Here is a 25,075-nt window from a genome sequence, read left to right as displayed (position 1 = left end):
TGAAATAATACCTAAAAAAGCTTCCTTTTTCGTTGCAGAAAAAAGGAAGCTTTTTTTGTATAAGAAAGGCCTGTAAAAAAAACAGTTCAAAGGATATGAGTGGTTTGTTTTTCGCCATCATGGTAAAGTTAAAGAAAGTTTAACAATAAGCGAAAAAAACAAAAAGTAAAGGGGTTTCATTTTGACAAAAACGACCATTTGTCAAAAGGACTTTTCTTGGTCGATCGTAGCCGTTGGCGGCGGGGGAAAAACATGGTAAATTATCCTTCGACGAAGAACTAGTGGGGGAAGAAAAAAATGAATAAACTAAAGAATGTTTTCTATTTATATAAACTGGACTGGAAACGAATTTTCAGCAATCCAATCTCTGCATTTTTGATCATTGCCTTAATGATCTTACCCTCGCTTTATGCGTGGTTCAATATCAAAGCACTTTGGGATCCATATGGCAACACCAGTGAATTGCCAATCGCCGTGTATAGTGCGGATAAAGGGGCAGAATTTCAAGGCAAGCATATCGATATCGGTGATGAAGTCATCGACACCCTCCATGATAACAAACAGTTAGGCTGGCGTTTCGTGGATTCAAAAGAGGACTTGGTAGAAGGGGTCAAATCAGGAAAATATTACGCCGGTATTTATCTGCCAGCTGATTTTTCAGATGATCTGATCAGTTTTACCAGCGGGACAATTGAAAAACCGACGATCGAGTATTACAGTAACCAAAAAATCAACGCCATCGCACCAAAAATCACCGAAAAAGGAGCCAGCAGTCTTCAAGAAGAAATCTCACAAAACTTTATTGAGACTGCCAGCTCCACGTTAATAAAAGTCTTCAATGAAATCGGCTATGACATTGATTCCAACTTAGTCAGCATCAACAAAGTCAAATCCATGATCTTAGATACCGATGACAATTTGGCTACGATCGACGGTTATACGAAAGAGATCGTCACCTTGCACGATAAGTTTCCAGAAATCAAAGAAAAGATCGCAAAAGCCGAAGAATTTACCGATTATATTCCGCAAGTGGATGCCATGGGGGAAAAACTGATTGGCCTAAACGATAAGCTGCCGACATTGAAGAAAGAAGCCAGCATCATTTTGACCTTGCAAGAGAAGATCCCAGAGATCCAAAATGCCGGCAAACAATTGAAGATGATCGATGATGATTTTGATGACATTGCCAGCACCATGACGGAGGGCATCGATACCGCCAAACAAGGACTGCAAGTCATCGAACAAGTTCAAGCCGCGTTACCACAGATCGAACAACTAGGCGACCAAGCCGCCAGCTTCGCCACAGCGACCAAAGATGGGGCGCAACAGTTCAAAGATGCCTTGCCAAGTATTTCTAGCAGTGCGCAAGTGACGATTGAATCAGCTAAACAAGTTGCTTCGACAACAGCTAAATGGTCCGAAAAATTAAACGAGTCCATCAATAAAGACCAATTAGAAAAAGATCGAGAATCAATTTTACAGACGATTGATGGGTTGCAGCAAAATATTCAGCAACAACAAAGTATGCTAGATGCCTTAATTGCGTTTCTAGAAAATATTGAAGGTTCAGCTGGAAATGATCAAATTCAAGGCGTGATTGGTCAGCTAAAAGCTGTGAAAAATCATTTGGCGAATTTATCTCAACTTTTAGATGGGGCAAAAAAAGCTGTTCAAAATAGTGATGTCGATGGATTGAAGGGATATCTTACTAACATAACTGAACTAGCTAATGAGATAGAAAGTTTACTGCAAGAGATTGATGTACCATCTATCACCACCACCATCAACGACATTCTAACCAAACTAATCGAAACCATCACCACTGCCGAAGATGTCTTGAAAAAAGCCCAAGAAATCGATTTTGACTCGTTGCTGTCTTCCACCAAATCAGTGGTCAGCAATGCCGTGACGATTTTGGAAAAATACCAAAAAGAATTGCCTGCCATCAAGCAAGAATTGCACGATGCCAATACGATGCTGAATGGCCATATGGATGAAATCGTCAATGCCATCAATAAAGGAGCCGACCTTTACAACAACGAATTGCCAGTTGTCGAAGAAAAATTAGGGCTGGCCGTAAACTTCTTGCAAAACGATTGGCCAACCATCAAATCAGAAATTAGTTCTACGATGGCGATGGTGGATGAAAAACTGCCAGAAGTTGAAAAAGCTTTGGATGCGGCTGTCGATTTGATCAATAACGATTGGCCAAGTATCAAAGCTGGCATCCACAAAGCCGCTGATGCGATCAGAGCAGGCGAAAATGAAGTCGATCTCGGGGAAGTCATCAAATTATTGAAACTTGATGCTACGGATGAAGCTGACTTCTTCAAACAACCAGTGGAATTAAAGAGCAATGAAATCTATCCAATCGTCAACAATGGTTCAGCTAGCACGCCATTTTATACCGCATTGTGTTTGTGGGTAGGGGCATTATTGTTGTCAAGTGTCGCTACAACGGAGTATCATTTAGAGAAGAAAGACAAAAAACGCTTTACACAACGTGAAACCTTTGTGGCACGAATGCTGACGTTCTTGACGATGGCAGTCGCCCAAAGTTTGATCGTGACCCTAGGAAATATGTTTTTATTAGGCGTTGATGTCCACAATCCAGTGTACAGTGTCTTCTTCGCATTACTCGTTGGACTCGCCTTTATGATGATCGTCTACGTACTGGCGGGACTGTTCGGCAACCTCGGGAAAGGGATCGCCATCATTATTTTGGTTCTCTCCATTTCCGGTGGGGGAGGAAACTACCCAATCCAAGTCTCTGGGAAGTTCTTCCAATTCATTAATCCGCTACTGCCATTTACCCATGCGGTCAATCTGTTAAGAGAATCAGCCGGTGGGATCTATTGGCCAAATGCTATCCCGCAGTTGATCATTTTAACGATTTTGTTCCTAGTCTTTGGGATCGTCGGTACGTACGCGTATCCTTATCTAGTCAACTCTACGAAGAAACTAAGTGACATTTCCAAAGAAAGTCATTTCTTCCACTAAAATCTTAAAGCAGAAAGAGCATTTGTTCTTTCTGCTTTTGTGCCATCACGTGAAATTTCTAATAATCAAAAGAGGGAAAAAGGGCCGTTTTTTCATCTGATTTTCATTGACTTTTCGCGGTTACAAGAGTAGCATACAGTCTTGATAATTCAATATTTGTGAGGATATCGTTACAAGTTTAACGAAGGATTTTTCATGAAAAGGAGTGTAGAAAAAGTGGAGTATTTGAAACGTTTGTTGGTCGGACGTCCATTGAAATCCGCAGAGAATGATGAACAAAAACTGAGCCGGACGGCGGCCCTTGCGTTGCTATCTTCTGATGCTTTGTCTTCGATTGCTTATGGGACAGAGCAGATCGTTGTTGTATTAGTGGCACTTTCCGCTGCTGCTATCTGGTATTCATTACCGATCGCTGCTTTTGTTATTATTCTTTTGATTTCATTGACCTTGTCTTACCGTCAGATCATTCATGCATACCCTCACGGTGGTGGGGCGTATGTAGTAAGTAGTGAAAATTTAGGGAAAAATGCGGGCCTGATTGCCGGCGGCTCACTGTTGATTGATTATATGCTGACAGTAGCAGTATCCGTCTCAGCAGGGGCAGAAGCCATCACTTCTGCTGTGCCAGCGTTGTTCGGCCATCAAGTGGCGATTTCTGTCGTGATCGTGCTCTTGATCATGATGATGAATCTGCGAGGGTTGCGAGAATCAGCTAGCTTCTTGATGATTCCTGTCTACACCTTTATCGCAGTGATCACAGTCTTGATCGTGGTCGGTTTGTACAATATCGTAACGGGTGCGCAACCGTTAAATGCAACCGCACTACCGGGAGCGGTCGTACCTGGGGTATCCGTGGCCTTGATTTTACGGGCTTTCTCATCAGGTTCCTCTTCTTTGACAGGGGTCGAAGCGATCAGTAACGCTGTGCCGTTTTTCAAAAAACCACGGGCGAAAAATGCAGCTGCGACCTTGACGATCATGGCTGCGATCTTAGGGTTCTTCTTCGTCGGCATCACTTTTATCAACTATTGGTACGGTATCGTACCAGAAACAGAAGTGACCGTCCTATCTCAAATCGGTTCCGCCGTTTTTGGTCATGGGTTTATGTACTACGTTTTGCAATTTGCTACAGCACTGATTTTAGCAGTTGCCGCAAATACCGGATTTTCCGCCTTCCCCGTGTTGGCGTATAACTTAGCCAAAGACAAATATATGCCACACATGTATCAAGACCGTGGGGATCGTCTCGGCTACTCAAACGGGATTATCACCTTAGCTGCTGGTTCCATCGTCCTATTGTTTATCTTCCAAGGATCGACCGAGCGTTTGATTCCGTTGTATTCCATTGGGGTATTCATTCCTTTTGCACTATCCCAAAGCGGAATGGTCGTCAAATGGAAAAAAGAAGGCAAGGGCTGGTTCTTTAAATCGATCGCCAACATCATTGGGGCTTTGATTTCTTTTGCGATCATTGCCATCTTGTTCGTGTATCGCTTAGGCGATATTTGGCCATTTTTCATTATCATGCCGATCCTCTTGTATATCTTTTACAAGATCCATGATCATTATAAAAAAGTCGCAGAACAGCTGCGATTGGAAAAACAAGAAGCACTGCATGTCTATGAAGGAAATACCGTGATCGTTCTCGTCGGAAATGTTACCCGAGTAAATATCGGCGCATTGAACTATGCCCAATCGATTGGTGATTATGTCGTGGCGATGCACGTCTCATTGGATGAAGATGTGAAGAAAGAAAAAGAGATCGAACAAGAATTTAAGCAAAAATTCCCAGACGTGCGTTTCTCCGTCGTTCATTCTTCGTATCGTTCGATTGAAAATCCCATCTTGCGTTATGTGGATCTAGTCAGCCGCAATGCAGCCAAACACAATTACACAACGACCGTCATCATTCCACAGTTTGTCCCAAGACGTCGCTGGCAAAATATTTTGCACAACCAAACAAGCCTGCGCTTGCGTTTCAGACTCTCTTGGCGTGAAAACATCATTGTAAGTACGTACAGTTACCATTTGAAAAAATAACAAAAACGCTAGTTTAGCGACCTGATTCCCAAAAGAAATGTTTAGGTCAGCCGCTAAGACTAGCGTTTTTTTTAGCTATAAAACATTTTTAGTTTGATATCTTGATCGTAATTCCCAAACCCCTTGCCAAAGAGGGTACAACCGCCGACATGCTCGGCATCTTCTTTGACTTCCACTTTTAAATGCCACGTATCTTCGTAGGCAGGTATATCCTTGATTGTAATGTCGGAAAGAGGAACACCTTCCATGTAGGTTCCATGATCCATTATGCGGATCGTCTTCAATAACCCGTACTGATTAAGATTGTCTGGATACCAATCCGGTGTATACTTGCCGCGAATGTCTGCAAAATCCCCTGGGCTAGTCCATGTACCAAGCTCCACACCATTTAAGCTGAAGGTGATATCTGACGGCCAGTTGTTATTGGAAAAAGGAAATTCAGACGAAACCTCCATTGAAATCTCCATCATTTCGAGTTTTTCTTCTTTTGCTAAGAAGTTTGGCGATTGGTATTCGACAAATCCTTTCGTAAACCACAAGATGCGGGCATCCATTCGTCGGGGATCCATGAAAAATTTCGGTTCATCCACCATTCCCACAAAATCAGCTGAAGTAGCAAGCCCGCACGTTGGTTCTACCGAATAATTTGTATAATGACCGATCGGTATCGCCGTTTCTTTCGTATCAAAGGCATTAAAGATTTTCTCAGGAAAGTTGATATCGATATGATCCACTCTCAAACTGGAAATCTTTTTTTGCCCCACACGCTCTGTTTTGATGATTTTGGCTTCCTCTAATTTTTTGATGTGCATCGTAACGATGGCGCTGCTTAAGCCCAACTCCTGTGCCAACTCTTTGACATTCATCTTGTTTTTAGCCAGCAATTGAATGATTTTGATTCGCACGTTACTGGCAAGTGCCTCATAGACAGGCAATGCTTCTTGATTGATTTCTAATTGCATCGTGTCACCTCCGCTTAAACTGTTTGATTTACTTGAATGTTAACATATTTGCTAATTTGTGTAAATAGCGTTGTTTATTTCGCTAGTTATTAATATATTTATTAATTAATATAGATATTATCCTAAATAAATTAATCAAAATATTGTTGACAGCGATTACAAATCAAGTTATGATTTATTTGTAAATTGAAAGTGTTTGCAAACGCTAGAAATGAATAATGCAATTATAAATGCTGGGATAGCAAATAAGAGAAGGAGGATAGGCGTGTTCGGCTTCAAAGACCAAAATTCAATTTCTATGAAAGAGGGAAAAACATGAAGAAGAAACTTATTATTATTGGTGCTTTAGTTGCAGTCGTTGCAGTTGCCCTTATTGGTTTTAATCGTTATCAGGCAGCGGAAAAAGAAAAATACACGATTAATTTTTGGTCACCCCTTACTGGTGATGATGGCGCTTATATGGATCAGATCGTAAATGAATTCAATGCACAATCAGGTTCCGATTATACAATCAATCATGTGATCACGTCTGATATGTACACTAAATTAAGTACGGTTGTAAGTTCTAAAAGTGGGATTCCAGATTTGACTTTGATGCATTCTTATAAAGTAGAGGAATTTGTCAATTCCGATATTATTGATCCGGTTGATCGTCTGGTTTCTTATCAACCTGAGTTAGAAGAAAGCAATTATTTAGATACGGCGTGGAATGCAGGGAAAATCGGCGATACTCAATATACGATCCCATTAGATATTCATGCCAGTGCCATGTATTACAATCAAGATCTTTTAGAAAAATACAATGTCACTTCTTGGTTAGACGATAACATCGTGACGTTTGATGAAATGATGTCATTAGCAGGGCAGATGGAAGAAGGCGATTATGTCGTAAATAATGCGTTACTTTCTTGGGTTATCTTAGCGCAAATCCGTAACTTAGGCGGCGCGATTTCTGACGATGCTGGGAACCCGACGGTGAATACGCCAGAAATGAAAGAAGCGTTAGAAAGAATTAAAGCGTTAACAGATGCAGGCCTGATGACACCTTATGGAGAAGATGGGTATTTGATGTTCCAAGGCGGAAACGTACTCTTATCAACAGATGGTACTTGGACTTCTACCGCTCATGATGCGGTTGAGGGCTTGAATTGGGGCGTAACAAATATTTATTCGACTTCAGATGACATCGCAACCAACCGAGCAGCTTCTCATATGTTTGGCATGTTGAAGAGTGAAAGCAGAACAGAAGAAAAAGAAGAAGTAATCGCACAATTTTTAGAATTCGTTCGTACAAACTCGATCGAATGGGCAAAAGCCGGTCAAATCGTTGCAAGTAAAGATATTTTAGAAAGTGATGATTACCAACAATACCCACAATCATTCTTTACTTCTACACCAGAGGAAGAAGAAACACTTTACATCTTTGACTACGTTTATTTCTCTTATGTCTTAGAAGCATTAGATGTTTATAGTACAGATATCGCTTACGGTGAATTAGATATGGATGAAGGATTAGAAACGATGCAACAATATGTCGAAGATAAGATTGCAGAAGTAGCTAGATAAGTGAAGGGGGGATAATTCTATCCCCTTTTCCAATTTTTAGAAGGGAATGAAAGGAATGAAAAAAAAGAGCATTAACTGGGCATCGATCGCATTCATTGGACCACACATGGTACTCTTTATTATTTTTGTATGTATTCCAACGATCTATGGTATTTATGCTTCATTTACGCAATGGAATTTGATCTCTGATCCAGTCTGGGTCGGTTTTAACAACTATAAAACATTATTGTTTGATAGTTCCTCGACGTTCTATACCCAATTTTGGAATGGTTTGAAAAATACCTTTATTTTCGTTTTGATCATGGTGCCGTTACAAATCATCATTCCACTGATGATTGCAGCTGCATTGCAACATAAAAAAGTGAAGCTGAAAGGACTTTTTCAAGCAATTCTATATATTCCAGGTCTTATCTCTGTTTCAGCAGGTTCTTTGATTTGGTCATTGATTTTCCACTCTCGATTAGGTGCCGTCAATAATATTTTTGGGTTCGATTTCTCTTGGGCTTCGCGACAACCCTATGCTTGGATCTTAATTTTTGTTGTCAGCATTTGGGGAGCGATCGGTGGTAACATGATCATTTATCGCTCAGCTTTAGCGGGTGTCAATGAAGACCTTTATGAAGCGGCAGAGATCGACGGAGCGGGAGCATTCCAAAAATTCTTGAATGTGACTTTGCCATCTATTCGCTTTCCACTGTTATATACGATCGTGATGACAACTGCTGGAGCATTTAATGTCTTTGCACAGCCTTTGATGATGACAGGTGGAGGTCCAAACCAAAGCACGACTGTATTGATGATGTATATCCGCTCACTGGCTTTTAGTCAAGGAGAATCAATTGCAGGAATGGCTTCGGCAATGGCAGTCATCTTAGGATTGATCATTATGTGTGTGTCCGTATTTCAATATTTTCTTTTAGATAGAAGCAATACTTAAGGGGGCAAAAAAATGAATACACAAAAGAAACATATACCTAGTATGGTCATCGCATATTTGTTTCTGATCGTTTTATGTATCATCTGGGTTATTCCATTGATTTTTAGCTTCGCCACTTCTTTTCGTTCTCAAACCGAAATCGTCTCCACTGGGTTTCGTTTATTACCCGTAAACTGGATATTAGATAACTATGTAGCGATTTTGACTAATACGTCTACTGCACCAATTATGCAGTGGTTATGGAATTCAATGTTTATCGCAGTCACGCACACTGTTTTAGTTGTGATCGTTGTTTCAGTGACCGCTTATGGCTATGGCAGAATGCGGTTTAAATACCGTGATCGTATCTTTTATCTTTTGATGGGGATCTCGATGTTTCCCGGCGTAGTGAATTTGATCCCGTCTTACAAAATCATTGAAACCTTCGGCTGGGTCAACTCTTCTCTTGCCATGATCATTCCAGGCTTAGCAGGGATGGGAAATATCTTTCTTGTGCGACAGTTTATGAAAGGTATCCCGCTTGAATTTGACGAGTCAGCACGAATGGATGGTGCAGATGAATTTACAATTTTTGCAGAGATCATCGTTCCTTTGATCAAACCTGTGTTGATCGTTGCAGGCCTCTTTTCTTTCACGGGCTCATGGAATGATTTCTTGTGGCCAGTGATCGTGTATACAGATGTTAGTAAAATGCCGATTACAGCCGGTTTGCTATTGCTACAAGACATTTATGGTAACTACCGAATGATTGGTCAATTGATGGGCTCGGCATTGATTGCGATCATTCCAACCGTCATGCTGTTTCTATTTGCTCAAAAATACTTCATTGAATCTATGAACTTAAATGCAGGAATAAAAGGATAGTGAAGATCATGAATCGAAAATTGGAAAGAAATTTACTACGTGCCAGTGCGGTCTGGGATGTCTGTATTGGTCTCGTAACGATGTTTGGGTATTATCCTTGGTTTGAAGAACAAGGGATCGCAGCATTTCAAAATCAAAATCAGTATGAATACTTGCAGTCAAGTCTGGTAGGAATGATATCGAAGGTAGTTATGATCGTTGCGTTAGCGACGATTTTGATGGGCGTTATCAGTTGGATCAACGCAAAGAATATGCGAGACAAACAAATAAACAAAGGAACGATACGTTGGATGATCGCCTGTGTCATCATCCATTTGATCATCTATGATGTGATCGGTGTCGTCCTCTATTTACTAGCTACGACGATGTATATGTCTAAAAACAAAGCAATAAAAATACTAAAAACGGAAAATGGAATTTTTTAAGAAGGTGTAGAATTTATGGCAGAAAATTATTTGGAACCGATTGTATTAGAACGTGCAGACCCATGGATATACAAGCATACCGATGGATATTATTACTTCACTGGATCAAAACCAGGGTATCAGGAAATCGAATTAAGGCGTGCGAAAACCTTGAAAGGACTGGCTGACGGTGAAGTAAAAGCCATCTGGACGGCTCATGCCGAAGGCCCCATGAGTGAGCTGATCTGGGCACCAGAGATTCATTTTATTCAAGGAAAATGGTACATCTATTTTGCTGCTGCAGATCATGGCGAAGTCAGAAATGATCAGCACCATCATCGGATGTTTGCGATCGAAAATGCGAATGAAGATCCCTTTGCAGGCGAGTGGGTAGAAAAAGGACAGATCAAGACGCAATTTGAGAGTTTCAGTTTAGATGCTACGGTATTTGAACACAGGAACCGATTGTATTATGTCTGGGCACAAGCAGATCCAAACATTCCAGGCAATTCCAATCTTTATTTATCAGAGATGGAAAACCCTTGGACATTGAAAGGAAAGCAGATTCTGCTGAGCATTCCTTATTATGAATGGGAAAAAATCGGCTTCAAAGTGAACGAAGCTCCAGCTGCTTTGATTAGAAATGGAAAAGTGATCATTACTTATTCAGCCAGTGCGACGGATGAAAACTACGCGATGGGACTGTTGTGGGCAGATGAGGATAGTGATTTATTGAATGGGTATTCTTGGCATAAGTTGAAGGAACCAGTCTTTTCAAGTTCTGAACAAAATTCCCTATACGGACCAGGACATAACTCCTTTACAGTCGATGAGGAGGGGAAACAAGATATCTTAGTGTATCATGCAAGACCAGAAAAAAATGATTACAGTAATCCTTTAGAAAATCCCAATCGACATGCGTATGTCCAACCGTTTACTTGGAAAAAAAATGGATTACCTGATTTTGGCGAACCCGGTGTAGTCAAAGGATAGATAAAAGAGAGGGAAAAAATGAATACAAAAAGAAAAATGCTCTGTTTAACCATGTCCGTTTTTTTTACTAGTTTATTTCTTGCTGGCTGTCAAACAGGAGATGCTGCTGAGCAACTTTCACAAAAGGAGTGGGAAACAACGACAAAAAATCGAGTGTCGATTCACGATCCATCGATTACTTCTATTCATGTTGGTGACCAAGAGCTGCTTTACGTATTTGGTTCGCATCTCGCCCAAGCGAAAACAGAAGATTTACAAACTTGGGAAGTGCCTTTCACTCACGAATATGAATCAATGGAAGACAATATGATCTATGGTAACACAAAAGAAAATCTAGCTGAGACTTTTGAATGGGCAGGCTACGATGATGCCGATTCACAAGGTGGTTACAGCCTTTGGGCACCAGATGTCATTTGGAATGCTGATTATGAATGGTCAAATGGAGACAAGGGAGCCTACATGCTCTACTACTCAGCTAGTTCTACTTGGCGGCGTTCAGCGATTGGATTGGCCGTAGCTAAAACGATCGAAGGACCCTATAGTTATGCGGATACCGTAATCTATTCTGGTTTTACAGAAAAAGATTCGACAGATGGTAGTGAACGCAATACCAACTATCAAAATACCCATTTGGCCAAATTGATCAAAGAGGGGAAAATCAGTGGGTTCAGTGAAAACTGGGCGATCGAAGATGGTCTGACGTATAACACCGATTATGCGCCAAACGCCATTGATCCAGCGTTGTTTTATGATGAAGAAGGGAAACTATGGATGACCTATGGTTCTTGGTCTGGCGGTATCTTTTTATTGGAAGTTGATCCAGTCACTGGAAAACCAATGTATCCTGGGGAAGATAGCACGACGGAAGATGGGCGTATCATTGATCGCTATTTCGGGATCAAGCTTTTTGGCGGCTATCATCAATCAGGAGAAGGTCCCTATATTGTATATGATGAGGAAACCGATTATTATTACCTATTCGTCACTTACGGTGGTTTAGCAGCAAAAGGTGGTTACAATATGCGACTGTTTCGCGCTGAAAAACCAGAAGGTCCTTACCTTGATGCCCAAGGAAATAGCCCAATCTTCGAACAAGGGGACCAAAATTCAAACTACGGCATCAAATTGATTGGCAACTACCAATTCTCGTTTCAACAAATGGGGTATCGAGCAGCGGGACACAATTCGGCGATCATCGATGAGAATGGTCAGTGGTCCTTGGTGTACCATACGCGCTTTAACAATGGAACCGAAGCCCATGAAGTGCGGGTCAACAGAATGTATATGAATGAGGAAGGCTGGCCAGTTCCAGCACCCTACGAGTATCGAGGCAATGAACAAGTAGCGGATGCTTTGACAGAAGATGACATTATCGGGCGCTATGAAATCATTAACCATGGTACCGACAATGGAACGACCATGCTAAAAACGCAGACGATCGAGCTTCAAAAAGATGGAAGCGTTACTGGTGACCTGACCGGAACTTGGACGTACGATGCGGGATACTTGGCATTGACTTTTGAAGAAGCTACCTTCAAAGGAATTTTATTAACTCAGGAAATAACAGAATTTGAGCAGCAAAAATTAACGTTCTCAACGATTGGCGATAATAATGAGTCCATTTGGGGAATCAAAGAATAGGAGTATAACAATGATGATTAACATTCAAAACACAAAATCAGGAACAACGATCAGCAAATATATCTACGGTCATTTTGCAGAGCATCTAGGCCGTTGTATCTATGAAGGATTATACGTTGGAGAAGATTCGCAGATCCCAAATAAAAATGGGATGCGAATCGATGTGGTTGAAGCACTGAAAAACATTCAAATCCCTGTGCTGCGTTGGCCAGGCGGCTGCTTCGCCGATGAATACCATTGGAAAGACGGGATCGGTCCTAAAGAAAACCGCAAAACGATGGTCAACACTCACTGGGGCGGCGTGACTGAAAACAATCATTTCGGAACCCATGAATTTTTTGAATTGATCAAGCAGCTGGAATGTGACGCGTATGTAAACGGCAATGTCGGCAGCGGAACGGTGCAAGAAATGTCGGAATGGGTGGAATACATCACGATGGATGGCATTTCTCCGATGGCTGATCTTCGCAGAGAAAATGGCCACGAAGATGCGTGGGAAATGAAATTCTTTGGCGTAGGAAACGAAAACTGGGGCTGCGGCGGCAATATGCGGCCAGAGTACTATGCGGATCTGTATCGCCGCTATCAAACCTATGTCCGCCAATACGGTGACAAAAAAATCTACAAAGTTGCTGGCGGAGCGAATGTCGCAGACTATCATTGGACAGAAACGCTGATGAAAAACGCCCATTGGTTGATGGACGGCCTAAGCTTGCACTACTACGTTCATCCGCAGGGCTGGGAAGAAAAAGGTAGCGCCTTGGAATTTGATGAGGCAGAGTGGCAAGTGACCTGTGAAAAAGCAGCCTACATGGATGAATTATTGACCCGCCACAGCGCGATCATGGACCAGTATGACCCAGAACAGCGTGTGGGAATCATTGTTGATGAATGGGGCACTTGGTTCTCAGCAGAACCTGGGACGAATCCAGGCTTCTTATACCAACAAAATACGATTCGTGATGCCATGGTCGCAGCGATCACCTTGAATATTTTCCATAAACATGCCAAGCGAGTGCATATGGCAAATATCGCACAAACCGTCAACGTCCTGCAGGCGATGATTTTGACAGATGGCGAACAAATGGTGAAAACCCCAAGCTATCATGTATTTGATTTGTACAAAGTCCATCAAGATGCTGAAACCATTGATAGCCATGGAACCAGCAGCGATACCATTACGTATACGATTTCGAAAAAAGAAGATACGATCCATCTATCGGTTTGTAATTTTGCTACCCAAGGCACGGAAGAATTATCCTTCTCCCTTGAAACAGCGATCAATGAAGTGAAAGAAGCTCGTTATATCGTGGGGGACAAAATGAACGCACACAATGATTTTGATCATCCTGAAGATGTGGTGATCCAAGACTTCACCGCTTACAATGTTGAAGAGAACAAAGTCAGCTTGCGGGTGCCAGCAATGAGTGTTCTAACGATCTCATTGACAGTCTGACCCATGACTTGTAAAGGGTGCGAAGTGAAAGATGCTGCTGCAGCAGCACAGGAAGACATTGAATCCTTGATTGCAGAACAACTTTCTTTAGAAAGCGACTTGGCTTCGCCGGAGATCGTCAGTAGGAGAATCGCTGTTTGTGAGGCTTGTCCATTGCGATTGAATCATACCTGTACCAAATGCGGCTGCTTTTATCGGTTTCGCGCAAACTTAGCTAAGAAAAACTGTCCTGCAGGAATGTGGGAACAAACAGGACAGCTCGTCAAGTAGCTGTCCTGTTTTTATAAAATAGCATAAATCAATTAGGAGATGAGGGAAGACATGACAGCGATCAATGGGGTTCATGATCCTACGATTATTGAACATGAAGGCACCTTTTATTTATATTCAACGGACACCCAACAGCCCAAAACGGCAGGTGTACCAATTCGTCGTTCAAAAGATTTGATCCATTGGCAATTTGAGAAACAGGCATTGTCAGAAATGCCTGAACCAGCAGTAAAATGGAGCAAAGCTCAAGGACTATGGGCACCGGAAGTTATCCGCTACAAGGACGAATTCCGTATGTATTATTCTGCTTCGACATTCGGCAGTACCACTTCTTTTATTGGCTTAGCTACAGCAACAGATCCTTTGGGCCCTTGGGAAGATCAAGGAGAGGTTGTTAAAACCAATGCTACTCTTGCACAGCATAACGCGATCGATGCCAATATTGCTTTTGACCGCTCGGGTGAACAGTGGTTTGTCTATGGTTCTTTCTTTGGCGGAATCTATATTGCTCCATTGAACAAAGAAACTGGAAAACTTCAAGAAAAGAGCTATGGTCAACGGATTGCTTTTCGTCCGAAAACAGTTGATACTGCTATTGAAGGCCCATTTATCTATTATCATCCTGAAACCGATTATTATTATTTGTTTGTTTCTTTCGACTCCCTTAACGATTCGTATAATATCCGTGTCGCCCGAGCAAAAGAAATTACAGGGCCATATCTGGACTGGCATGGTACGGCCATGACGGATCAAGAAAAGACGCCCACCGAAGTAGGGACTAAACTGTTGGGGAGCTATCAGTTCTCAGAAGAACCAGTTGTATACGCTCCTGGTCATAATTCGATCTTTACGCAAACCAATAAAGAAAGCTTCGTTGTGCATCATGCACGGAGAAAACCATTCAGTGACCAATTCCATTTACAGATACGTAAACTCTATTGGCTGGAATCAGGCTGGCCAGTAATCTCTACTTCAATCTATCAAGGAAGTATTTCACGAATGCCAGAGCAGGAAACTCTGTTAGGAAAGTGGGAAATCATCCAATTTGATCATGAATCTCAAGTTATATCTTCTCAGCTGCAAGAAATAACAGCATTAAAAAAAGAAGGACGAAGTTACTTGTGGGGAGAAAACGAATTTGTCCCATATTATGAGTACATCGACCAAAAAGAAAGGTTGTTTTTCTCTGGAATCAATGATCAAGGCGTAGCGTTTCTTGGTCGAAAAGTGTACGAAGAATAAAAAACAAGCAGCACAATGAGTAGGTTGCATTGTGCTGCTTATAAACGTATACTGCTGCCGGCTTTACTAAATATTGCCTTTTAATAATCGGACACCATGAGTAGGAACCTCAGCATCGGCAATTGTCTGTTCTTTTTGTTGCCATAACTCAGTGCCGCTTTTAATTGGTAGTAAAGCAGCGATCGATTTTGGGATGGTTTGCGTTTGATCAGAAACATTGAAAATGGCATAGTAGACTGCTGTGTCGCTCAACGCCTCCCAAATGATCCACTCTTGATCACGATAGAACTCTTTTTTCGTATGAATTCTTCGATACATTTCTAAGACTTCAGTATTCGTCAATAAACGTAAGGTAAAGGGATCGATGTCTGGTAAAGTACCACCGAACATCAATGGAGATTGGAAGATCGTCCATAAACTCATCAATAAGTATTGCTCGTCTTCCGTAAAACGTGTCCAGCTATCACCACCGCCACCATCAACTGCCCGAATGCCGATATGACCCAACGGCAGCATATCACAGTCAGGCCAGTTACCTGGACGAACGAAAGGTGCCCACTCTGCTGCTCGGTCAAACATGGCGTAAAGGGCGTCCCAATGATCCCAAAAGTCATCCGTCAAGCGCCACATATTGGCATGATTTTGAAAGAAACTACCATTTTTGAGGGCAGCTGGTCCGGGAGACAAAGAAAGGACGATCTCTCGACCGGATCGATCGATCGCACGGCGAATCGCTTTGATTTCTGCTTTATGGGCATCACCGTAAATTTTCGAATCGCCGATGTCATCCACCTTTATAAAGTCAACACCCCAAGAAGTATATAATTCGAGTAAAGAATCATAATAAAGCTGTCCTTCAGGCAATGAAACATCGACCCCATACATATCGGAATTCCAAGGACAGATTGAATTCATAGCAATGTCCCGTGCCCGTTTATCCGTTCCTTTGATCGGCGTATTTTGATGAACTGCTTGTCGTGGAATGCCGCGCATGATATGGATACCAAACTTCAGCCCTTTTTGATGCAGATAGTCACCAAGTTTTTTGAAACCAGCGCCATCTTTTGCTGAAGGGAAGCGGTTCTCAGCAGGAATCAAGCGAGAATAGTCGTCCATACACAACGGATAAAAATCATTATACCTTGTAGACTTTGCTTCTGGTTCGCTCCATTGAATATCCACGACGACATACTCCCAACCATAAGCTTTCAAATGCTCTGCCATAAAATCAGCATGGGCGATCACTTCTGCTTCGGTTACAGAAGCGCCATAGCAGTCCCAAGAATTCCATCCCATTGGGGGTGTTTGTGCAAAATGTAAAAAAGACATCGATTTCCTCCTAGTACGTTTTTCTTATAGTATAGTAAGCAATAAAAAAGAGAGGGAAAGTTTTGTCTACTAGAAATAAAAAAGAAAGAAATCGTCAACGAATAAAAAAGGAGTTGATCAATGGTGTTTCCACAAGAAACAAACTATGCGAAGATTACAGCATACTATAGTGTTGCCCTTGAGCGTTTTTCCATGGATCCACATCAACACCCAGCGTGTGAGATCATGTTTGTGACCAAAGGGAAGTGTAAGATAAAGGTGCAAGATCAAGTAATTGTTCTGGAAAGAAATGATTTCGTTTTCATAAATGCGTTTGTGGAACACGCCTTACTCGTTGAAGGAGATTCCTGCACATTACTGAATATTGAATTTCTTCTAAGTGAGACACCGTCCGCCCTTTGTGTTCGTGATGTTTTTGCACACATCAAAGGAAATGTACAATTGAATGAGCCTTACGCGAAAAGTCGCGATGTCCGCCAATTTGGACAAGCGATCAAGTCATTGCTGCAGCTGCTAATGATCGATGATACTCAAGAGCAATCGTCTGCTGAACGGCAATTTACGATCGAGCTCTTGTTTAAGCGGATGCTGATGGAATTAGCCTTTTCATTACGTACGAAAGAAACCAAACGGGGCAATTGCTATGTGAACGCTGCGATCGACTATATTCAACAGCATTTTGATGAAGATATTCAAGTCCCCCAAATCGCAGCGGCGGTGGGGATTACGAAAGCCTACTTGCATAAACTCTTTCATGAGCAACTGGGAGTGACGGTCAACCATTTTCTCACCAGTGAGCGTCTGAAACAGGCAGCATTTTTACTAAGCAATAGTCAGCTGCCAATCGTCGAAATTGCCGCTCAAGCAGGATTCAACAGCAGGCAGCACTTTACCAATACCTTTAAACAGAAAAAAGGCATGAGTCCTAAAGCCTACCAGCTCTTATATAAGCAAACGATCAAAGAGGAGGCAGGGCAACATATCACAGGAGATGATCCGAACTTTTTATTAATGAAGTAAATATGAATTGAATGATCAAGCATAAAAAAGTAAAAGAACAGGAGAACGTAATGAAAGAATTCGCATTAAACAAGATCCAGCTCACGGACGAGTTTTGGCAAGGATACCAAGAGATTGTTCGCAAAGAAACGATTCCTTACCAATACCAAGTCCTAAATGATGAAATCGATGTAGATGTTCAAGCAGAACGGGAAGATCCCAATTTGCCAGCTGGGAAAAGCCATGCCTTGGCGAATTTTCGCATCGCTGCAGGGCAAATGGAAGGGGAACATTTTGGCTGGTTTTTCCAAGATAGTGATGTCTACAAATGGATCGAGTCAGCTGGGTATAGCTTGTTAAATACTAGCGATCCGCAATTGGAAAAGACAGTAGATGAAGTGATTGACTTAGTTGCTGCGGCACAAGAAGCGGATGGCTACTTAAATACCTTCTTTCAATTGACCCGACCGAAGTTAAAATACCGTCAGTTGTATTTCAGTCATGAACTTTATTGTGCCGGGCATTTAGTCGAAGCGGCTATCGCTTATGATCAAGCGACAGGCAAGGATAAATTACTGACCGTGGCAGAGAAAAATATCGCCAATATTTGCACGCATTTTGGGCAGGAGCCTGGAAAAATTCAAGGTGCTGATGGCCACCAAGAGATCGAATTGGCGCTGGTGCGTTTGTATGAATACACTGGTAAACAAACCTATTTGACATTAGCAGATTTCTTTCTTGAGGTACGTGGGGAAGATCCTGCCTTTTACGAAAAAGAAATCTTGAAAAACCAAGCGGATGGCTTATCAGATGAAATGCCAAGGGTAGACCTCACTTATTTACAAGCCTACGATCAACCTAAAAAGCAGCATGAAGCCAAAGGTCATGCGGTACGAATGCTGTATATGGCAAGCGGGATGGCAAAAGTCGCCCAGCATACCCAAGATCAAGAATTAATCGATGCTTGCGAAGCGATTTGGGAAGACATCGCCTATAAGAAAATGTATGTGACCGGGGGCGTCGGCTCAACCGTTCACGGGGAAGCCTTTGTCGGTCCCTATGATTTGCCGAATGATACGATGTATTGTGAAACTTGTGCAGCTATTGCATTGGTCCAATTTTCTTTTGAGCTGTTCAAACTAACCAATGAACCGAAATATTTAGCAACGATGGAACGAGCGTTGTATAATAGCGTTCTTTCTGGTGCGGAAATTGACGGCAAACACTTTTTCTACGTGAATCCTTTGGAGGTCAATCCCCAACGAGATCAGGAAAATCCTGGCAAAGGCCACGTCAAAGCTCAACGACCTGATTGGCTCGGTTGTGCGTGTTGTCCGCCGAATTTTGCGCGGATGGTCGCTTCGCTGCAGCGCTTGGTTTACACTTGCGATCAAGAGAAGCTTTACGTGAATTTATTTGTAGCAAGCCGTTTAGAAGAACCTGACCAATTTACGTTTGAACAAACGGGCGGGTTTCCTTTTACAGAGGACCTCACGATTCGCTATCAAGGCATTTCAAAGACGCTCATCATCCACAAACCTAACGGACTAAGTAAGTTTCAAATCGAGAGTGAACACGAATGGCAGGAGACGAACGAGGCAATCATCTTTGAGGCAGTCGAAAACGTGACGGCCAATATCCGTTTTGAACAACCATTGCAAATCCTGCGTGCGAATCCTCAAGTTATTCAAGCTATCAATCAAGTCGCATTGCAACGTGGCCCCTTCGTGTATTGCATAGAAGAAGCCGACAATGGTCAAGCACTCTGGCGTTGCCGCATCGACCCACAGGCGCTGGAGGCGACCTTTTCGAAAGAGGATACGTTGTTGCCAACTACTTTACGTTTGGCGATCAAAGGCTACCAAAGCGAAGAATGGTCGGGAACAACCCTTTACGAAGAACGAGCGGAAACGGTCATACCTCGTACGTGGCAACTGATCCCATACCATTTATGGGGCAATCGGGGCATAGGCGAAATGCGCGTTTGGCTGCCGCTCGTTGGAAAGAAGTAAGAAGTAAGCAGGGCCAAAGAGCTTCCCAAAAAGGAGGCTCTTTTTTTCTAAACTCAACCTTCTTGGATTTGTTGCATGATTTCTTTAATTTGTTCCTATATTCCTACCTTTGAAAGCGTTATCGTTTTAGTATAGGAATGTTGGCGGGTTTATGTAAAACAAGGAGGAAGAAGTGTGACAAGGAAAATCAGTAAAGTTGGCGTATCTTTGTTGGTATTGGCAGCGGCAACGGCAATCGGCGGCTGCACCCAAAGTGAGGCGAAGACAACGGGAAAAGTCGTTTACCAGGAAACAGCCAAAAGTACGTTGGAAAAAGCGATGGACAATCAACCGGAGTCGTCTTATTGGTTCCCAGAGGATTTGTTGGCATGGTCTTTTGAAAAAGATCCAGATGCGAAATACAATACCAGCGTTGTTCCATTAGCGCAGCGGGCAGCTAAAGAGACGTTGCCGAAGATGAATGACACGCAAACGGCAGAAACCAAAGTCGTGGCGCTTTCGATCATGAATAGCAGTACGAGCGGCAATGCACCACGAGGGATCAATACCTTTGATGCCAATGTCTTTTCTTATTGGCAATACATCGATCAATTGGTTTATTGGGGCGGCTCTTCTGGCGAAGGGATCATCGTACCGCCAAGTCCTGATGTGACAGATGCTGCTCATAGGAATGGCGTGCCGGTTTTAGGAACGATCTTCTTTCCGCAAACTGCCCATGGTGGGAAGCTGGAATGGCTAGATACGTTTTTAGCTAAGGATGAGGACGGCAATTTCCCGATCGTAGAAAAAATGATCGAAGTTGCCAATAGGTATGGCTTTGATGGCTGGTTCATCAATCAAGAAACCGATACGGCGGTCACTAGTTTTGATGATGCAGCGGAAGGTGTCGAACAATCGGGGACTGATGGTAAAGGACTAAATGAAAGCCACGCCAAAGCGATGCAAGAATTGATCGCCCAATTCAAAGAACAAGCCGACGAGCATTTAGAGATCATGTGGTATGATTCTATGACGAGTGATGGGAAAATGGATTGGCAAAACGCGTTGACGGATAAGAACAAAGCCTATTTGGTGGATGCAGAGATGAACCCATTGGCAGATAGTATGTTCTTGAATTTCTGGTGGACCACTGACAAACTGGCGGACAAGGAGCTGTTGAAGGCCTCCAATGAAAAAGCCCGTGAAATCGGTGTCGATCCTTACGATCTTTTTGCTGGGATCGATGTGCAAGAAAATGGCTATGCAACGCCTGTACGCTGGGATCTGTTTACGGATGAAAAAGGCGTTCCTTATACCTCATTGGGCCTGTATGTGCCTAGCTGGACCTATTCTTCTGCTAGTACGCCGGATGATTTCCAAAGCAAAGAGAATGCTTTTTGGGTCAATAACACGGGCGATCCTCGGGAAAGCCAGCTGCCAGAAGCGACAGAGTGGCCTGGAATCTCCACATATGCCCTGGAACAGACCGCTATCACAGAGCTGCCTTTTGTGACGAATTTTAGTCTGGGGAATGGCTACAACTATTTTATCGACGGAGAAAAAGTGTCCAGCCGCAATTGGAACAACCGAAGCTTGCAAGCTGTTTTGCCGACCTATCGTTGGGTCTTTGACCATGGAAAAGACAATGATTTGGCTGTATCAATCAATTATGCGGATGCCTACAATGGCGGAAATGCACTGAAACTACGTGGACAGATGACAAAAGGCAGTACCAGTCACATGGCATTGTATCAGACAGCATTTCCTGTGACGAAAAAGACGAAGCTGACGACGACTGTCAAAGCAACGGTACCGACAACTCTTGATTTGGTCGTGACCTTAGCCGATGGTTCGACACAAACAATCAAAGGAGACAAAGAGGTCGCAACAGACTGGACGACGATCACCTACTCATTGAAAGACATCAAAGGAGAAGTGACAGCGATCGGTTATGACATAACCACGAAAGAAACCAGTGATGTCTATGAATTGAATTTAGGGCAATTAACGATCGGAGATCAGAAAGCGGAGAAATTCGCTGCCGAAGCATTGACGGTTGAGGATGTGCTCTTTGATGAAGAAGAGGGCAACTATGCGGGTGTCCGTTTAACGTGGGAAGCTGCCAAGGACAAGACAGCTGCGGTTTATGAGGTCTACCAATTGAACGATGACGGCTCACGCTCTTTCTTAGCAGCTACGCCAGCAACCAACCACTATTTGAATGCCGTTGAACGACCAAAAGGGACGAGAACCAAGTTCGCGGTGGTGGCAGTGGATCGCTATGGCAATCGCGGCAAGCTATCCGATACGGTGGAGATCACTTGGCCGAACAATCAGCTGCCAAAAGCAGCCTTTACAGCCTCTAAAACCTTAGCGGCACCGGGGGAAACGATCACCTTCACGAATACCTCATCTGCGAATGCCGAAGCATTTGAATGGACGTTTGAAGGCGGCGATATCACCAGCAGTACAGAAGAAAATCCCCAAGTGACCTATTCGGAACCAGGTACCTACAAAGTCACGCTTGTTGCCAAAAACGAAGCAGGAGAGACCCCTCTGGAAATGGCGGGATTGATCACGATTTCTGCTGATGCGCCGAAAGAGTTGCTGCTGCTTTCAAAAGATGCCGAAGCAACTGCTTCATCGTTTGTCAATGATGCCGAAGCACCGGCTTTTGCCCTCGATGGTGATTTGAGTACGAAGTGGTGTGCGACAGGCAATGCGCCTCATGAGTTGATGATCGATCTCGGTCGACCACAAACGGTCAGTGAAGTACGCCTCGCTCATGCGGAGGCTGGTGGAGAAGGTCCAGACATGAATACGCGGGCGTATACGGTGCTCATCAGTGAAGATGGCAAAGACTATGAGCCAGTTTCACGAACGTTGAAAAATGAAGCTGGCACTAGCACCAATACGTTTGCCGTCAAGAAGGTGCAATATGTAAAAATCAGTATCGATAAACCAACACAAGGAGCAGACTCAGCAGCCCGAATCTATGAAGTCGAAGTATACGGAATGGATAAATAGCGAAAAGAGCAGGGCGTTAACCCTAAGAAGGGAAGCGACTGAAGCGATACTTTACTGAAAAATGACCGAACCAAAAAAGCCGTTGCGACCAATAAATGGTCACAACGGCTTTTGCTTTTTCCCAATAAATTTAGCGTGACGTACGGCTGGCTGGATCTAAGCGGCGTTCAATAAAGCTCAACCCAAGATCCGTAATGATCGCCATCAAGGCAGTTGGTAAAGCACCGGCTAAGATGATCGATGCACCATCCGTCGCATTGGTTCCACGGATGATGATGTCCCCCAGTCCACCAGCACCAACGAAAGCCCCAATAGCGGTGATACCGATCGCCACGACTAAGGCGTTTCGAATCCCTGCCATGATCACCGAAACAGACAATGGCAATTCGATCATATACAATCGTTGCCAGCTAGTCATCCCCATCCCTTTGCCGACATCTAACGTATTGCGGTCGACTTGGCGCATGCCGGTATAGGTATTTTTGATGATCGGTAACAAAGAATAAAGGAAAATCGTTAAAATCACGACATTCACACCTAAGCCCATGCCGATCATTAAAATCGAGATCATCGCTAAAGATGGAATCGTCTGGATGATATTGGCGAAACGAATCACCCAATCTGCCAAACGCATTTTTTTAGAAATCAAGATCCCGATTGGAATGCCGACGATCGAGGCAAAAAGTACCCCGTAGATTGAAATCAAGAAGTGACGAATGAACTGGGCAAAAACATAGCCGCCATTTTCTTGAAAATAGAAAAGAAATTGTTGGAATAAATTCATGTCTGCCATTTCGTCACTCTCCTTCGAAGTAATTATTTTCTTCTAAGAAACGTTCGGCAACTACCGTTGGTTCTAGAAGGTCATTATCCACTTGGTAATTCAATTCTTGCATTTTTTCGGTATCGATTTTGCCTGCTAATTTGTTCAGGGCATCGCCGATTTCAGGTGTTTCTTTCAATAATTTGTCATCGACGATCGGTGCGGCATCATAAGGCGGGAAGAAGTTTAGATCATCTTCTAGCATCACGAGATCGTAACTGCCGATCCGGCCGTCGGTTGAGTACCCTAAAACGATATCCATTTTTCCGTTATCAACAGCATCATAAACGAGACCGATCTGCATCGGTAGGATATTTTGGAAAGAGAACCCATAGGCTTTCTGGAAGCCATCGTACCCATCACCGACCCGTGTGATCCACGCGGTATCGACCCCTGCAACTAATTGATCTGCGACATCTTTCAAGTCACTGACTTTTTCCAATCCGTATTTTTCGGCAGTGTCTTTTCTGACAAGAAAGACATATGTGTTATCAAAGCCGTATGAAGGGAACCAAGTCTGTTGGTACCGTTGCTCAAATTCTGATTTGACTTTGTCAAAGGCGGCTTGCGGATCAGATTCTGGCTCCAACCCTAACGTCGTGGTCAAGTCAGTTCCTGTGTAGCGGGCAGCTGAGATCGACGCATCGCCATTCATCATCGCTTGGTGATTGATGGTCGTTGTTGCTAAGTTGTTAATGACGGTTGTGTTTTTATCCGTATAGTGTTCGACCATACCGGCAACCACCGCGCCAAGAATTTGGGCTTCGGAAGTGATCCCACCTGTGATCGCCACGGTATTCTCATCAGAAGTCGATGCTAAACCGGGAAAGGAACAGCCGGACAGTAAAGCGACACTTAAAGAAAACAACAGCGCTAATTTTGAAGTTTTTTTCATTACGCATCCCCCCTTAAGGCAGCTGGTGTTAGTTTGTTTTCTAACAAACCCAACAACCAGTCAGCTAATAAAGCAAAGATCGTCACTGGAATCGTCCCAGCAAAAATCAAAGGCGGTTGGTAGTTGTTTAGTCCGCTAAAGATCAAATCACCAAGTCCACCGGCACCGATGTAAGAAGCCAAGGTAGCCCAGGCTAAAACATACACGGCCGATAAGCGGATCCCTGCCATGATCGTTGGGATCGCTAGGGGTAATTCCACACTAATGATCGACTGTAAGTTGGTCATTCCCATCCCTTTGGCAACATCGCGGTAATTCCAATCGACTTTTTTCATTCCAATGTAGGTATTTCGCAAAATCGGCAACAAGGAATAAATGAAAAGAGCGACGATAGCAGGGACTTTTCCGACACCTAAAATCGGGATCATCAATGCCAATAGTGCCAAAGAAGGCACGGTTTGCAACGCACTGGTGATGCCGATCACGATCGTTGCTGCTTTGGGGAAACGGGTCAAGATCACACCGATCGGTACGGCAACAAGAATCCCTAAGAGCAAAGCCGCAAAAGAGATATACAAATGTTCAAGACTTTTGGTGACCAATTGGCCGCCATATTCATTAAAGAAGCTTTGCATG

19 protein-coding genes are annotated in these 25,075 nt (G+C 43.2%); 14 read left to right on the top strand and 5 right to left on the bottom strand.

Annotated elements, in window-relative coordinates; genetic code table 11:
• Nucleotides 1-297: 297 nt before the first annotated feature.
• Nucleotides 298-3,000, top strand: a complete 2,703-nt coding sequence (locus FJU10_RS14610) for a YhgE/Pip domain-containing protein (protein WP_140966223.1) — start codon at nt 298-300, stop codon at nt 2,998-3,000.
• Between the two features lie 216 nt (nt 3,001-3,216).
• Nucleotides 3,217-5,040 carry an APC family permease gene (locus FJU10_RS14605; protein WP_140966222.1) on the top strand — a complete coding sequence of 608 codons (1,824 nt, stop codon included), beginning with the start codon at nt 3,217-3,219 and terminating at the stop codon, nt 5,038-5,040.
• Nucleotides 5,041-5,111: 71 nt separating this feature from the next.
• On the opposite strand, the gene FJU10_RS14600 is transcribed toward FJU10_RS14605, so the two are convergent.
• Complete coding sequence (locus tag FJU10_RS14600; RefSeq protein ID WP_086293906.1) at nt 5,112-6,002, bottom strand: ArsR/SmtB family transcription factor; 891 nt, start codon at nt 6,000-6,002, stop codon at nt 5,112-5,114.
• 315 nt (nt 6,003-6,317) lie between these two features.
• Between FJU10_RS14600 and FJU10_RS14595 the strand changes: the two genes are divergently transcribed.
• From FJU10_RS14595 to FJU10_RS14555, 9 genes are read left to right on the top strand one after another with little or no spacing between them, the layout of a single operon-like run.
• Nucleotides 6,318-7,568, top strand: coding sequence for an extracellular solute-binding protein (locus tag FJU10_RS14595; protein ID WP_140966221.1), 1,251 nt, complete (start codon nt 6,318-6,320; stop codon nt 7,566-7,568).
• A 46-nt stretch (nt 7,569-7,614) separates the two neighbouring features.
• A complete protein-coding gene (locus tag FJU10_RS14590; protein ID WP_005227284.1) occupies nt 7,615-8,505 on the top strand; it encodes a carbohydrate ABC transporter permease in 891 nt (296 codons plus the stop codon).
• Between the two features lie 12 nt (nt 8,506-8,517).
• A complete protein-coding gene (locus tag FJU10_RS14585) occupies nt 8,518-9,369 on the top strand; it encodes a carbohydrate ABC transporter permease (protein WP_005227285.1) in 852 nt (283 codons plus the stop codon).
• An 8-nt stretch (nt 9,370-9,377) separates the two neighbouring features.
• Complete coding sequence (locus tag FJU10_RS14580) at nt 9,378-9,794, top strand: hypothetical protein (RefSeq protein ID WP_008376104.1); 417 nt, start codon at nt 9,378-9,380, stop codon at nt 9,792-9,794.
• Nucleotides 9,795-9,809: 15 nt separating this feature from the next.
• Entirely contained in the window at nt 9,810-10,766 is a 957-nt protein-coding gene (locus tag FJU10_RS14575) for a family 43 glycosylhydrolase (RefSeq protein WP_140966220.1), read from the top strand.
• 18 nt (nt 10,767-10,784) lie between these two features.
• Nucleotides 10,785-12,407 (top strand): glycoside hydrolase family 43 protein, encoded by a 1,623-nt coding sequence (locus FJU10_RS14570; RefSeq protein ID WP_140966219.1) that lies wholly within the window; start codon nt 10,785-10,787, stop codon nt 12,405-12,407.
• A gap of 10 nt (nt 12,408-12,417) precedes the next feature.
• Nucleotides 12,418-13,863 carry an alpha-N-arabinofuranosidase gene (locus FJU10_RS14565; RefSeq protein WP_140966218.1) on the top strand — a complete coding sequence of 482 codons (1,446 nt, stop codon included), beginning with the start codon at nt 12,418-12,420 and terminating at the stop codon, nt 13,861-13,863.
• A 3-nt stretch (nt 13,864-13,866) separates the two neighbouring features.
• Entirely contained in the window at nt 13,867-14,133 is a 267-nt protein-coding gene (locus FJU10_RS14560; protein ID WP_140966217.1) for a DUF6171 family protein, read from the top strand.
• A gap of 51 nt (nt 14,134-14,184) precedes the next feature.
• Entirely contained in the window at nt 14,185-15,375 is a 1,191-nt protein-coding gene (locus FJU10_RS14555) for an arabinan endo-1,5-alpha-L-arabinosidase (RefSeq protein ID WP_189372340.1), read from the top strand.
• A gap of 66 nt (nt 15,376-15,441) precedes the next feature.
• Here FJU10_RS14555 and FJU10_RS14550 read toward each other — a convergent pair whose 3' ends face one another.
• Nucleotides 15,442-16,704: a glycoside hydrolase family 27 protein gene (locus FJU10_RS14550; protein WP_140966215.1), complete on the bottom strand. Its 1,263-nt coding sequence runs from the start codon at nt 16,702-16,704 to the stop codon at nt 15,442-15,444.
• Between the two features lie 120 nt (nt 16,705-16,824).
• Between FJU10_RS14550 and FJU10_RS14545 the strand changes: the two genes are divergently transcribed.
• The 3 genes from FJU10_RS14545 to FJU10_RS14535 all read left to right on the top strand — a co-directional run bounded on the left by FJU10_RS14545 (nt 16,825) and on the right by FJU10_RS14535 (nt 22,721).
• Nucleotides 16,825-17,724 carry a helix-turn-helix domain-containing protein gene (locus FJU10_RS14545; protein WP_140966214.1) on the top strand — a complete coding sequence of 300 codons (900 nt, stop codon included), beginning with the start codon at nt 16,825-16,827 and terminating at the stop codon, nt 17,722-17,724.
• A 50-nt stretch (nt 17,725-17,774) separates the two neighbouring features.
• Nucleotides 17,775-19,715 carry a glycoside hydrolase family 127 protein gene (locus tag FJU10_RS14540; protein WP_140966213.1) on the top strand — a complete coding sequence of 647 codons (1,941 nt, stop codon included), beginning with the start codon at nt 17,775-17,777 and terminating at the stop codon, nt 19,713-19,715.
• Nucleotides 19,716-19,889: 174 nt separating this feature from the next.
• On the top strand, nt 19,890-22,721 hold the full coding sequence (locus FJU10_RS14535) for an endo-beta-N-acetylglucosaminidase (RefSeq protein ID WP_140966212.1): 2,832 nt from the start codon (nt 19,890-19,892) through the stop codon (nt 22,719-22,721).
• 130 nt (nt 22,722-22,851) lie between these two features.
• Here FJU10_RS14535 and FJU10_RS14530 read toward each other — a convergent pair whose 3' ends face one another.
• Genes FJU10_RS14530 through FJU10_RS14520 form a run of 3 tightly spaced genes read right to left on the bottom strand, consistent with a single transcriptional unit; the run spans nt 22,852 to nt 25,074 of the window.
• A complete protein-coding gene (locus tag FJU10_RS14530; protein WP_005227316.1) occupies nt 22,852-23,514 on the bottom strand; it encodes an ABC transporter permease in 663 nt (220 codons plus the stop codon).
• Between the two features lie 4 nt (nt 23,515-23,518).
• On the bottom strand, nt 23,519-24,439 hold the full coding sequence (locus FJU10_RS14525; RefSeq protein ID WP_060792624.1) for an osmoprotectant ABC transporter substrate-binding protein: 921 nt from the start codon (nt 24,437-24,439) through the stop codon (nt 23,519-23,521).
• On the bottom strand, nt 24,439-25,074 hold the full coding sequence (locus FJU10_RS14520; RefSeq protein WP_005227319.1) for an ABC transporter permease: 636 nt from the start codon (nt 25,072-25,074) through the stop codon (nt 24,439-24,441). Before FJU10_RS14520 ends, FJU10_RS14525 begins: the two co-directional genes overlap by 1 nt.
• Nucleotide 25,075 lies beyond the last annotated feature (1 nt).

The organism is Enterococcus sp. OL5, from assembly GCF_006491895.1.
GTDB lineage: Bacteria > Bacillota > Bacilli > Lactobacillales > Enterococcaceae > Enterococcus_D > Enterococcus_D innesii.
The sequence above is the reverse complement of the archived record's forward strand: the minus strand, read 5'-3'. Positions and strand labels throughout refer to the sequence as shown.

Excerpts from the sequence above, each read along its gene's own strand:
- FJU10_RS14600 (WP_086293906.1), bottom strand. The coding sequence starts at position 6,002 with ATGCAATTAGAAATCAATCAAGAAGCATTGCCTGTCTATGAGGCACTT.
- FJU10_RS14610 (WP_140966223.1), top strand. The coding sequence starts at position 298 with ATGAATAAACTAAAGAATGTTTTCTATTTATATAAACTGGACTGGAAA.
- FJU10_RS14555 (WP_189372340.1), top strand. The coding sequence starts at position 14,185 with ATGACAGCGATCAATGGGGTTCATGATCCTACGATTATTGAACATGAA.
- FJU10_RS14570 (WP_140966219.1), top strand. The coding sequence starts at position 10,785 with ATGAATACAAAAAGAAAAATGCTCTGTTTAACCATGTCCGTTTTTTTT.
- FJU10_RS14540 (WP_140966213.1), top strand. The coding sequence starts at position 17,775 with ATGAAAGAATTCGCATTAAACAAGATCCAGCTCACGGACGAGTTTTGG.
- FJU10_RS14550 (WP_140966215.1), bottom strand. The coding sequence starts at position 16,704 with ATGTCTTTTTTACATTTTGCACAAACACCCCCAATGGGATGGAATTCT.
- FJU10_RS14545 (WP_140966214.1), top strand. The coding sequence starts at position 16,825 with ATGGTGTTTCCACAAGAAACAAACTATGCGAAGATTACAGCATACTAT.
- FJU10_RS14525 (WP_060792624.1), bottom strand. The coding sequence starts at position 24,439 with ATGAAAAAAACTTCAAAATTAGCGCTGTTGTTTTCTTTAAGTGTCGCT.
- FJU10_RS14580 (WP_008376104.1), top strand. The coding sequence starts at position 9,378 with ATGAATCGAAAATTGGAAAGAAATTTACTACGTGCCAGTGCGGTCTGG.
- FJU10_RS14520 (WP_005227319.1), bottom strand. The coding sequence starts at position 25,074 with ATGCAAAGCTTCTTTAATGAATATGGCGGCCAATTGGTCACCAAAAGT.
- FJU10_RS14595 (WP_140966221.1), top strand. The coding sequence starts at position 6,318 with ATGAAGAAGAAACTTATTATTATTGGTGCTTTAGTTGCAGTCGTTGCA.
- FJU10_RS14575 (WP_140966220.1), top strand. The coding sequence starts at position 9,810 with ATGGCAGAAAATTATTTGGAACCGATTGTATTAGAACGTGCAGACCCA.
- FJU10_RS14565 (WP_140966218.1), top strand. The coding sequence starts at position 12,418 with ATGATGATTAACATTCAAAACACAAAATCAGGAACAACGATCAGCAAA.
- FJU10_RS14560 (WP_140966217.1), top strand. The coding sequence starts at position 13,867 with ATGACTTGTAAAGGGTGCGAAGTGAAAGATGCTGCTGCAGCAGCACAG.
- FJU10_RS14590 (WP_005227284.1), top strand. The coding sequence starts at position 7,615 with ATGAAAGGAATGAAAAAAAAGAGCATTAACTGGGCATCGATCGCATTC.
- FJU10_RS14530 (WP_005227316.1), bottom strand. The coding sequence starts at position 23,514 with ATGGCAGACATGAATTTATTCCAACAATTTCTTTTCTATTTTCAAGAA.
- FJU10_RS14585 (WP_005227285.1), top strand. The coding sequence starts at position 8,518 with ATGAATACACAAAAGAAACATATACCTAGTATGGTCATCGCATATTTG.